We start from the raw sequence: 11,249 nt of genomic DNA, 5'->3' as shown, positions 1-11,249 counted from the left end.
GGTTACATTCCGAACCCGGAAGCTAAGCCTTACAGCGCCGATGGTACTGCAGGGGGGACCCTGTGGGAGAGTAGGACGCCGCCGAACAATTCTTGAAAAAGGGCCCACGCCATATGGCGTGGGCCCTTTTTGCGTTTGCCGTACATTGCCTGCATGGACTACGTGATCAGACCCGTTCGCGCCGAGGAGTGGCGGGCCGTGAAGGAGTTGCGGCTTGCCTCGTTGCGGGATCCCCTGGCCCATCTGGCCTTTCTCGAGACCTATGAGCAGGCGGTGGAGCGACCCGACTCGTTCTGGGAGGGGCGGGCGGCCGGTGCCGGCGAAGGGGCCGAGGGGGCGCGGCAGTTCGTCGCCGAGGTGGCGGACGGGCGGTGGGTCGGGTCGGCCACCGTACTGGTCGAGGAGCCCGGGACGACGGACTGGGCGGGCTTCCCGGTGGAGCGCCGTCAGGGGCACGTCGTGGGCGTCTACGTGCGGCCGGAGCACCGTGGGTCAGGGCTGACCAAGGAGCTGTTCGACGCCGCCCTGGAGTGGGCCTGGGGGATCGGGCTGAAGCGGGTGCGGCTCATCGTGCACGAGGAGAACCGGCGGGCTCAGGCTTTCTACCGCAAGGTGGGCTTCGTGCCGACCGGGCTGACCGTCCCCTTGGCGGACGCGCCCGGTCAGTCGGAGCTGGAGTTCGTGATCGAGCGGGGCTGACGGGCGTACCCCACCGGATCACACCGGCAGTTCGTCGTGCGGCCAGCGGGAGCGGGCCTGTTCGCGGGAGCGGAGCAGGGCCAGGGTCGGCAGGCCCCGGTCGGCTCCGCCGGCGAGCAGCTCGGGGAGCTGGGGCAGGGGGGCCACGGCGGCGACGTCGTCCAGGACGAGGGTGAATGGTGGGTCGAGCCGACCGGAGGATGACCGTTCGGCCATGCGCCGGCCGTGCTCGACCACGCTCGAGACGAGGGCCGTCAGGAGGGGCATCGCACCCGGGTCGGTCCTGGGGTCCTCGATGGATTCACCCACCACATAAAGCGTGCCCGCTTCGTGGACGAAGGAATCCAAGGCGAGGGCATCATTTCGGTTCGGGGTGCATGCCTCGCGGATGTTGACCGTGGACAGGGCGGACAGAGCGCGGGTGAGGAGTTCCTGAGCCATGTCGCGGCGGTCGGGGTGGCCGGTGAGCGCGGCTTCCAGTTCACCCGCGGAGCCGGCGGCGGCCTTGGGGCTCGTACGGAGGATGCGGACGGCGTCCTGGATCTGGATGCCCTGGGACCAGCGGTGGACGTGGCGGACGGTGCGGCCGTCGACGGCGGCGGCGTGCAGATAGCTGCGCAGCAGGGTTTCCGCGGTGTCGCTGACGGCCTGGTCGAGGCGGGACGTCGGGCGGACCGGGGTGAGGAGCGCGGCGGCTCTCTCCTTGGCGGTGCGGTTGTCCTCGCAGCCGCTGGTGGGGGACCAGTGGAGGCGGGACGGGGTGTCGCACAGGTGCGTGGGGTCGTAGAGGTGCGTGGGGCCCAGTTTGGCGCGGGCGTCCTTGGTGTCCTGCCAGAGCCGGGGGTTGGAGGTGACGACGAGGGCGGGGCCCTCGGCGTCCCGTACGGCCTGGGTGGCGGTCGCCTGGCGGTCCTCCCGGGTGGCGTAGTGCAGCGGGCTCTGGGGGCGAGGAGCGTCCGAGCCGCCGGCCTGAGCGCCGCCTGACACCGGGGCGCCCCCTGACACTGGGGTGCTCCCTGACGCCGGGGCGCCGGCGCCCACCGCGGTGGCGGGCTCGGGCCGCGGTTCGGCCGGGCGCAGCAGGTCCGGCTGCTCCGGCTCGGCCCGCGGGGCGGGCACCTCGCGGGCGTCTGACTGCGAGGGCGCCACTGGCACCTCACGGGGTTCCGGATGCGCGGCCCGTTCCCTCTCCGCCGCCCGGCGGCGCATGCGGCCCGCGCGCCAGCGGGCCACCGTGCCCATGACGAAGACCGTCAGGACGAGCAGCACCATCAGCTGGCCGATGAACAGGCCCCAGAAGAGGCCGTAGCCGGACAGTTCGCCGGCGGGGGTGTCGGGCCAGGCGCCGGGGATGTCGTGGGGCTGTCCGATCAGGTGGCGCATCGCCAGGGGCGTGCGGGTGAAGGTGACCGCCGTGGGCCAGGCGCCGTGGGAGAACAGGCCGGCCAGACCCGTGGCCGTCCACACCAGCAGCGTCATGCCGAGCAGGAACGCGAGTATGCCGATCAGCAGCCCGTCGGGGATGCCGCCCTGGCCGTCGGGGCGGCCGTCGCGGCCGCGGTCGTCGCCCGGTCTCATGACTTCCCTTCCCCGCCCGCCTAGGCCACCGTCGACTCGGACGAGCCGTCCACCTCGGCCAGGTGCTGCTCCATGAACGCCGCCGCCCGTTCCTCGGCCTCCAGCTCGGCGGCGCGCAGGGCGTCGTCCGAGAGGTCGCTGGAGGACTCGGTCATGGCCCGGTCGGTGAAGACCAGGGGGCGTTCGGCTTCGGTGATCAGGTGTTTGACGACCTGGACGTTGCCGTTGACGTCCCAGACCGCGATGCCGGGGGTGAGCGTCGGGATGATCTCGACCGCCCAGCGCGGCAGGCCCAGCACCCGGCCCGTGGCGCGGGCCTCGTCGGCCTTCTGGGCGTAGATGGTCCTGGTCGAGGCCATCTTCAGGATCGCCGCCGCCTCCTTCGCGGCCGCGCCGTCGACGACGTCGGACAGGTGGTGGACGACCGCGACGAAGGACAGGCCGAGCCGGCGGCCGAACTTCAGCAGGCGCTGGAACAGCTGCGCCACGAAGGGGCTGTTGATGATGTGCCAGGCCTCTTCGACGAGGAAGATGCGCTTCTTGCGGTCCGGGCGGATCCAGGTGTGCTCGAGCCAGACTCCGACGATCGCCATCAGGATCGGCATGGCGATGGAGTTGCGGTCGATGTGGGAGAGGTCGAAGACGATCAGGGGGGCGTCCAGGTCGATGCCGACGGTCGTGGGACCGTCGAACATGCCGCGCAGGTCACCGTCGACCAGGCGGTCCAGGACCAGGGCGACGTCCAGGCCCCACGCCCGTACGTCGTCTATGGCGACGTTCATCGCCTCGGCGGACTCGGGCTCGGGGTGGCGCAGTTGCTCGACGATGTCGGTCAGGACGGGCTGGCGGTCGACGATGGTCTCGTTGACGTAGGAGTGGGCGACCTTGAGAGCGAAGCCGGAGCGCTCGTCGAGGCCGTGGCCCATCGCCACCTCGATGATGGTGCGCAGCAGCGCCAGCTGGCCGGTGGTGGTGATCGCCGGGTCCAGCGGGTTGAGGCGGATGCCGTGGTCCAGGGCGGCCATCGGGTCCAGGCGGATGGGAGTTATCCCCAGCTCCTGCGCGATGAGGTTCCACTCGCCGACGCCGTCCTCGCCCTGGGCGTCCAGGACGACGACCTGGCGGTCCTTGAAGCGCAGCTGGCGCAGGACGTACGTCTTCTCCAGCGCCGACTTGCCGTTGCCGGACTCGCCGAGGACGAGCCAGTGCGGCGCCGGAAGCTGCTGGCCGTAGAGCTGGAACGGGTCGTAGATGTAGCCCTTTCCGGAGTAGACCTCGCGGCCGATGATGACGCCGGAGTCGCCGAGACCCGGGGCGGCGGTCGGCAGGTAGACCGCCTGGGCCTGGCCCGTGGAGGTGCGCACGGGCAGCCGTTGCGTCTCGACCTTCCCGAAGAGGAAGGAGGTGAATGCGTCGGTGAGGACGGACAGCGGATCCCGCATCGGCGAATCAGCCCCTACCTTCGGATGCCGGTGGCGAACGGAAGTGTGTTCACGAAGGCGCGGTGGTGCTCGCGGTCGCACCACTCCAGCTTCAGATACGACTTTCCGGCCGAGGCCCTTATGGTGCGCTTGTCGCGGGCGAGTGCCTCCGGGGAGCGGGACGACACGGTGATGTAGCCGACCAGGTTCACTCCGGCGGCGCCGCTGGCGAGGTCCTCGCCGCGCTGGTCGAGGCGGTTGTGCGCGGCGATGTCCCGCGGGTCGACGGTGCGGTTCATCTTGGCGGCGCGGGAGGCCTCGGCGACGTCGTTGGTCTTCTCCGTCAGCATGCGCTCGATGGCGACCTCGGTGGGTTCGAGGTCCATCGTGACGGCCACGGTCCGGATGACGTCGGGGGTGTGGACGAGGAGCGGGGCGAGGAAGTTCACGCCGACCGGGGTCATCGGCCACTCCTTGATCCAGGCGGTCGCGTGGCACCAGGGGGCGCGGGTGGAGGACTCGCGGGTCTTGGCCTGCAGGAAGGTGGGCTCGCGGGCGTCCAGCTCGGCCGGCCAGGCGTTGCGCTTGGTCATGGCCTGGATGTGGTCGATGGGGTGGTCGGGGTCGTACATGGAGTGGATCAGGGAGGCGAGCCGGCCCTGGCCGAGGGGCTGGCGGACGCGGATGTCGGCCTCCTGCAGGCGCGAGCAGATGTCGGTGAGCTCGCGGGCCATGACGACGGCGAGGCCGGCGTCGCGGTCGACCTTGGCGCCGTGCGCGCGGGCGGCGCGGGCCATGGTGTTGGCCTCGGCGGCCAGCTCGCGGGTGTAGTGCATGCAGGCGACGAGGTAGGCGCGGTGCTGCTCGCTGGAGGTGGAGACCATGGACAGCAGCTGGTCGTAGGAGTGCTGCAGCCATCCCGGTGCCTTGTCGTCGCCGCGGACGGCGACGTCCTTGGCGTGGGCGTCGGGGTCGGCGGGCAGGGTGCGGGCGAGCATCTGCAGCCGGGTGACGAAGCCGTCGCCGTTGGCGACGTGCTTGAGCAGGGTGCCGAAGCGGTCGACGAGGGCTTCCTGGTCCTCGCTGTCGCGCAGGCCGACGCCGGGGCCCTCGATCTCGATGGCCGCGGTGACGGTTCTGCGGTCGGCGTGCAGCAGGACGGCGATCTCGTCGGGGCCGAACGGGGCGGCGAGCCAGGTGATGCGGCCGATGCCCGGGGGCGGGCCGATCTCGACCTCCCGGCCGTCGAGCCGGGTGCCGGCCTCGACGGCGCCGGAGCGGTAGGTGGCGCCGCGCTTCAGGGTGCGCTTGTAGCTGCGGTTGATCTCGAACCACTTGTAGAACGTGCGGCGCTTGTACGGCACGTAGACCGCGGCCAGCGCGAGCAGCGGGAAGCCCATGAGCAGCACGATGCGCAGGGACAGGACGGGGACGAGGAGCCCGCACATCATGCCGAGGAACGCGCCGATGATGATCAGCGCGATCTCGCCGGACTCGCGGTTGCGGCCGACGATGGCGTTCGGCCGGGCGCGGCCGATCAGGTATGTACGGCGGGGCGTGACCGGATGGGACACGTGGGACTCGGTCGTCAACGCCCTTCACCTCCCGTGCGATTGGTACTGCTGTTGCGGGTGTTGCTGGCGTGCGGGGTGTTGACGGGGCTGCTCGAGCGGGGCGGGGGAGCGGCGGAGGGGACAGATCCGCCGCCACCACCGGTCGAGGTGCGCGCGCTGTGCGCGGCGACGCCGCCGGAGGCGGGGTTGGCCTGGCGGGGAGTGCTGGAGGCGGACGCGGGGGCCTGGCCGCCGCCGTTGCTGTCGGCGCGGGTGCTGTGCGTCTTGATGCCCTGGGCGACGAGGGAGGCCGGGGAGCTGATGACGGCGGCGGCCTTGTTCTCGGCGCCCTGCATGATGCGGTTGTTGCGGGAGTTGACGATCTCGTCGCCGAAGCCGGGGACGAAGCGGTAGATCATCGCCGAGGCGAAGATGGCGAGCAGGATGATCGCCAGGCCGGAGACGACGGCGGAGAAGGCGTCGGGGCCGTTGCCGGAGGACAGGGCGCCGGCGAGGCCGAGGACGATCACGATGACCGGCTTCACCAGGATGACGGCGATCATGATGCCCGCCCAGCGGCGGACGTGGCCCCACAGGTTCTTGTCGACGAGGCCGGAGTAGACGACCGTGCCGAGCAGGGCGCCGACGTAGAGCAGGGCGGCGCGGATGACGAGTTCCAGCCACAGGACGCCGGCGGCGAGGATGCTGACCAGGGAGACGACGATCAGCATGATCGGACCGCCGCCGATGTTCTCGCCCTTCTTCAGGGCGCCGGAGAACGTGCCGAAGAAGGTGTCGGCCTGGTCGCCGGTGGTCCGGGCGAGGACGTCGCTGACGCCGTCGGCGGCGGAGACGACGGTGTAGAGGATCAGCGGGGTGAACGCCGAGGCGAGCACGGTGAGCCAGAGGAAGCCGACGGCTTCGGAGATGGCGGTGGACAGGGGTACGCCGCGGACGGCTCGCTTGGCCACGGCCAGTAGCCAGAGCAGGAGCGTGAGGATCGTCGACGCGGCGAAGACGACGGCGTACTGCTGGAGGAACTTCTGGTTGGTGAAGTCGACGTTCGCCGTCTCCTTCACGGCCGCGCTGAGCTTGTCGACGGTCCAGGACGCGGCGTCGGCACAGCCCTTCGCGAGCGAGGAGAGGGGGTCGAGGGTGGCGGTGGGGTCGGGGGTGACGGCGCCGTTGCGGGCGGGGGCGTTGCCTTTTTCGCAGTACTTCTTGGCCTCGCCGACGATCAGATCGCAGGGGTTGTTGCTCGCGCTCGGCGACGGCGTGGGGGACGGGCTCGGTGCGGCGACGGCGCGGGTGGCCAGCAGCACGGCGGTCGTCTGTACGGCCGTCACGATCCCGGCGAGCCTGAGCACGCGGTGCGGGTTACCGGGCATACGTGAACCCTCCGTACTCCTGGATGGCCTTGCTGATCTCGTCGGATGAGGCGGCCTTGTCGTCGCCGGGGACCGGGGCGGGGCCGTCCTTCTGAGTGTCCGTGACGATCTTCCAGTCCTTGCCCGTCCACTGCAGGTCGAAGGTCCAGGTCTTCCAGGTCGACTTGACCGGGTCCGTGGACTTCTCGCCGGCCATGCCGATCAGTCCCATGTACCAGACATCGACTCTGGCGGTGTTGCCGTTGTACTGCTGCACGGTGGTTCCCACCGGGACCACACGGGAGACGAACGTGCTCCCGGCCGGCGCGTTGCCGTCCTGGTCGAGCCCCAGCTTGTCGAGGAAGTCGGCCGAGTAGGCCGCGTCCATGGGGCCCTGGAGCTTGGCTGCGGCCTCTGGCGTGTACAGGGCCTCGAGGAGGAAGTGCCGGGTGTCCGTGTGGAACATGTCGGTCGAGCCCAGCGTCACCGCGAAGTTCGCCGCCGCCGACTGCACCCCCTGCTGGTCGTGGGCGAAGCCCGTGGGGATGCCCCAGGTCTTCGACTGCACCGGCTTCGTCCCCGTCGGGGCCGTGGCCGCCGCCTTCGGCTTGTTCGCCGTCGTCGTGTCGGACGGCGTTCCGTCGTTGCCGCGGTTGGCGAAGGCGATGGCCGCGATGAGCAGGACCACCACCCCGACGACCGTGACCAGGCTCCGGGAGGAGGTGCGGCGGCCGGGCCGGTGCGCCCCGCCGTAGGGGTCGCCGGAGGGTTCCGGCAGCCGTGTGCGGGTCTGGCCGCTTCCGCCGTAGCCGCCGGTGGTCGCGTCGTGCTCGTCCCCGAGACTCATGCCGCGTACGCCCCCTCGACGTCGTTCAAGAACACCTCGTACCGGAACGCGTAGAAGTACGACGGTAGCCGTGCTGGTTCCCGCGCGGGCGCGGTGTGGTGACTCGACATCAGGGAAACGCAACCTCAGCCGGTGGGCACGACGGGCGGGTGGGTGGGACGGACCGGGCGTGCCCGGGGAGGACGGGGGGTTCCGGGAGGACGACGGGACGGGTGGGGTTCGTCAGGCGGCTGGTTACACGGCCATGCCGTACACGATGGTGAACAGCGTGCCGAGGGAGCCGATGATGAATACCCCGGTGAGCCCGGCGATGATGAGTCCCTTGCCCTGTTCGGCGCTGAAGGTGTCGCGCAGGGCGGTGGCGCCGATACGCTGCTTGGCGGCGCCCCAGACGGCGATGCCCAGGCAGAGGAGGATGGCGACGGCCATCACCACCTCGATCATCACCTTGGCTTCGTTGCCCAGGCTGCCGAAGGGGCCCCAGTCCGGAGCGATCCCGCCGATGATGGTGTTGATGTCTCCCTTGTCGGCCGCAAAGAGCATGTAAGTCACCGCCCCTGTTGGGTAGTTCCGCAGTCCCCTGCGGTGTGCAGAGGTCAGGCCTCATTCTCGCCGACGATGCCGCTGTCGTATGTCGACTTGGCGTCATTCGTTGGCGGGTTTCGTACGAACACCTTGCGAAGGGTCGTATCGTCACTCTGTGTATCACGGCAGGTCACCGCGGGCAATGACGCCGGTGCGGAACCAGTCGTGTGGTTCTGTCGTTGTGCCCTCTTGTGACCTGGGCCGTTTCTGACGGCTGATCGGGTGAGCGCTCGTGCCGGTGTTCCGAGGGTGAAGGCTATCCCCGGCCGGGGCAAGGGGCGGTGCGGGGGCCGTGCGCCGCGGGCTCGGTGACGGAGGGTCAGCGAGTGAAGGTCGTCCACCCCGGACGGGCGATCAGCGAGCGGAGGGGCCGCCCGCCCAGGGCCGGTCAGCGCGGGGCGAGGCCGTTCAGGAGGTGGTGGACGTGGTCGTCCAGGCCGTCGAGGGCCTCCTGGGCGGGGAGCGCGCAGCTGGCGACGAGGGCGGCGAGGCCGTGCAGGCTCGCGGCCATGACCATGGTGATGCGCTCGGGGTCGCCCGCGACCAGTTCGCCGCGGCCCTGGGCGTCGGCCACCAGGTGGGTGAGGGAGCCGATGGAGCGTTCGACGGCGTCGGCGAGCTGGGCGTCCGGCTCGTGTTTGCGGGCGAACATCAGCTCCAGCAGCTGCGGGTTGTCGATGGCGAAGCCGAGGTAGGCGCGGGCCAGTGAGGTGAGACGTTCCGGCAGGGGGCGCTCGGTGGCGTCGGCGGCGCGCAGGGCCTGGATGAGCCGTTCGTAGCCGGTGAGGGCGAGGGCGTCGAGGAGTGCCTGCTTGTCCTTGAAGTGCCGGCCCGGGGCGGCGTGGCTGACGCCGACGTCGCGGGCCAGTTCCCGCAGGGAGAGTGCGGCGACGCCCTTGTCGCGGAGGGTGCGTTCGGCGCTCTTGAGGAGGGCGGCGCGCAGATCTCCGTGGTGGTAGGGGCGGGTCGCGGGCATGCGGACCATCGTATCCCGATGTAGACACCATCAGCATTGTTGACGGCGCCAGCATTGTTGTCATTGACAGCATTGTTGTCGATGCCTACATTGGAGCCATGGCTGACAGGCAGAGCAAGTGGAACGTGTCCGAGCTTCCGGACCTGAGCGGGCGCACGGCCGTGGTGACCGGCGCCAACAGCGGCATCGGCCTGGTGGCCGCGAGCGCGCTGGCCGGGGCCGGAGCCCATGTCGTCCTCGCCGTACGGGACGAGGGGCGGGGCCGGGCCGCGGCCGCCGCCGTGCGCGGCAGCACCGAGGTGCGCCGCCTGGACCTGGCCGACCTGGCCTCGGTGAAGGAGTTCGCGGCCGGCTGGGAGGGGCCGCTGGACCTGCTGGTCAACAACGCCGGCGTGATGATGGTGCCCAAGGGACGGACCAAGGACGGCTTCGAGACCCAGTTCGGCACCAACCACCTGGGGCACTTCGCCCTGACCAACCTGCTGCTCCCGCACGTCACCGACCGGGTGGTGACCGTGGCGTCCGGCGCGCACCGCTGGCCCGGGGCCGCCATCCACTTCGACGACCTGAACCTGGCGCGGGGCTACACCCCGCAGCGCGCCTACGCCCAGTCCAAGCTGGCCAACCTGCTCTTCACGCTGGAGCTCCAGCGCCGGCTGTCCGAGGCCGGCTCCCCGGTGCGCGCCCTCGCGGTCCACCCGGGTTACGCCGCGACCAACCTGCAGAGCCATGCGGCGAACCCGGTGACCCGGGTGCTGATGCAGCTCGGTAACCGCCTCTTCGCGCAGGACGACCGGGCCGGCGCCCTGCCGACGCTGTACGCGGCGGTGGCCGACCTGCCGGGCGCGAGCTACGTCGGCCCCGACGGCTTCGGCGAACTGCGCGGCGCCCCGACCCTGGTGGGCCGCTCGGCGGCGGCGAGCGATCCGGTGGCTGCCCGGCGCCTGTGGACGGTGTCGGAGGAGCTGACGGGCGTCAGCTTCCCCGCGGCGGTCGCCGGGGCCTGAGCACCGCCTTTTCACCGGGGTGGCGCCGTACGGGTGTCGCCGCGAGGACCCGCGTCGTAGGTTGGGGGCTGCTGGAGCCGAACGGGTGCGCGAGGTGCGGGGGCCGTTCGGCCCGTGTGTGGTGTGTGCCGTGCTGTCCGGCGGCTCGCCGGTGTTCGTCGGTGTTCGTTGGTGCTCGTCGGTCGGTGGTCGGTCGGTCGTCGTAGGTGGAGGACGGAGGCAGCCCTGTCATGGACGGTGTCCTGGTCGGTCCCGTGGTCGGTGCCGGCGGCGCGGTGGACGCACCCGGGGCGCCGCCGCGGCCGCGTCGCGGTGAGCCGCCGGTACGGCGCGTCTGACGTTTCTCTCACCTTCGTCCGTCACAGTTGTCCGCGATGAAGCGCACCTCACGCTCTGTGGGCCCCCGCCGGCGCGCGCTGTTCTGTGTGCTCGTGCTGCTGGCCGGTGGGTCGTGCTCCGGCGCCGCCGCGCGGACCTGGCCCCGGCCGCTCGGGGTGACCGTGCGGGCCCTGCCCACGCCGCCGAGCGCCCGGATCGGGGCGCTCTTCCACGCCGACGGCTCGGACTGGGAAGGCGGGCACTTCTGCACCGCCTCCGTGGTGCACAGCCCGCACCGCGACCTCGTCGTCACCGCCGCGCACTGCCTGAGCGACGAGGGCGACGGCGACGTGGTGTTCGTGCCGGGCTACCGGTACGGCAAGACGCCCTACGGCGTGTGGCCGGTGCAGCGGATGCTGCTGCCCGACGGCTGGTCGGACGGGCGCAGCGAGGACAGCGACGTGGCGTTCGCGGTGCTCGGGCGGCAGGGCGGCAGGAACGTGGAGGACGTCGTCGGGGCGAACCGGTTCGTCACCGGTACGGCGACCGGGGCGAGCACGGTCACGGTCACCGGGTACCCGGACGACCAGGAGGCGCCGGTGGTGTGCACCAACAAGCCGGTGCGGCACAGCCCCACGCAGCAGCGCATCAACTGTCCCGGCTTCAGCAGCGGCACGAGCGGCAGCCCGTGGGTCGACCGGCTGGGGCGGGTCGTGGGCGTCCTCGGCGGCCACGAGGACGGCGGCGACACCGACGACGTGTCCTACAGCGTCGTGCTGGGCGCGGAGGCGGCGGAGGCGTACCGGGACGCGACGGGCGCACACTGACTCGGCGGGGTCCTACCGGGTCGCGACGGGCGCGCGCTGAGGCGGCGCACGGCATCGGCGAGTGTGCGCCG

At 71.2% G+C, this 11,249-nt stretch carries 10 protein-coding genes and 1 rRNA gene; 4 read left to right on the top strand and 7 right to left on the bottom strand.

What is annotated here, in order from left to right; translation table 11 throughout:
• Positions 1-87, top strand: a 5S ribosomal RNA gene (gene rrf, locus ACF1AL_RS37295); the annotation flags it as partial.
• Positions 88-153: 66 nt separating this feature from the next.
• A complete protein-coding gene (locus ACF1AL_RS37290) occupies positions 154-699 on the top strand; it encodes a GNAT family N-acetyltransferase (protein WP_391821876.1) in 546 nt (181 codons plus the stop codon).
• An 18-nt stretch (positions 700-717) separates the two neighbouring features.
• Here the strand turns inward: ACF1AL_RS37290 and ACF1AL_RS37285 are convergent, their stop codons facing one another.
• From ACF1AL_RS37285 to ACF1AL_RS37255, 7 genes are all read right to left on the bottom strand, one after another.
• Positions 718-2,277 (bottom strand): type VI secretion protein, encoded by a 1,560-nt coding sequence (locus ACF1AL_RS37285; protein ID WP_391828704.1) that lies wholly within the window; start codon positions 2,275-2,277, stop codon positions 718-720.
• Between the two features lie 20 nt (positions 2,278-2,297).
• Positions 2,298-3,719: an ATP-binding protein gene (locus tag ACF1AL_RS37280; protein WP_366841480.1), complete on the bottom strand. Its 1,422-nt coding sequence runs from the start codon at positions 3,717-3,719 to the stop codon at positions 2,298-2,300.
• A gap of 14 nt (positions 3,720-3,733) precedes the next feature.
• Complete coding sequence (locus ACF1AL_RS37275) at positions 3,734-5,290, bottom strand: SCO6880 family protein (protein WP_366841479.1); 1,557 nt, start codon at positions 5,288-5,290, stop codon at positions 3,734-3,736.
• Positions 5,287-6,639, bottom strand: coding sequence for a hypothetical protein (locus ACF1AL_RS37270; protein WP_391781237.1), 1,353 nt, complete (start codon positions 6,637-6,639; stop codon positions 5,287-5,289). Before ACF1AL_RS37270 ends, ACF1AL_RS37275 begins: the two co-directional genes overlap by 4 nt.
• The gene (locus ACF1AL_RS37265) at positions 6,629-7,465 is read right to left on the bottom strand and encodes a hypothetical protein (RefSeq protein ID WP_391828702.1); all 837 of its coding nucleotides are present in this window, start codon (positions 7,463-7,465) and stop codon (positions 6,629-6,631) included. Before ACF1AL_RS37265 ends, ACF1AL_RS37270 begins: the two co-directional genes overlap by 11 nt.
• A gap of 234 nt (positions 7,466-7,699) precedes the next feature.
• Positions 7,700-8,008 carry a hypothetical protein gene (locus ACF1AL_RS37260; protein ID WP_014673544.1) on the bottom strand — a complete coding sequence of 103 codons (309 nt, stop codon included), beginning with the start codon at positions 8,006-8,008 and terminating at the stop codon, positions 7,700-7,702.
• A 430-nt stretch (positions 8,009-8,438) separates the two neighbouring features.
• Positions 8,439-9,035 (bottom strand): TetR/AcrR family transcriptional regulator, encoded by a 597-nt coding sequence (locus ACF1AL_RS37255; RefSeq protein WP_391821872.1) that lies wholly within the window; start codon positions 9,033-9,035, stop codon positions 8,439-8,441.
• An 89-nt stretch (positions 9,036-9,124) separates the two neighbouring features.
• Between ACF1AL_RS37255 and ACF1AL_RS37250 the strand changes: the two genes are divergently transcribed.
• On the top strand, positions 9,125-10,033 hold the full coding sequence (locus ACF1AL_RS37250) for an oxidoreductase (RefSeq protein WP_391702524.1): 909 nt from the start codon (positions 9,125-9,127) through the stop codon (positions 10,031-10,033).
• Positions 10,034-10,407: 374 nt separating this feature from the next.
• Positions 10,408-11,178 carry a trypsin-like peptidase domain-containing protein gene (locus ACF1AL_RS37245; protein ID WP_391702527.1) on the top strand — a complete coding sequence of 257 codons (771 nt, stop codon included), beginning with the start codon at positions 10,408-10,410 and terminating at the stop codon, positions 11,176-11,178.
• The last annotated feature ends 71 nt before the right edge of the window (positions 11,179-11,249 follow it).

The organism is Streptomyces sp. NPDC014801 (genome assembly GCF_043082085.1).
Lineage (GTDB): Bacteria > Actinomycetota > Actinomycetes > Streptomycetales > Streptomycetaceae > Streptomyces.
Note: the sequence above shows the minus strand (reverse complement) of the source record. Positions and strands in the feature narration are given on the sequence as shown.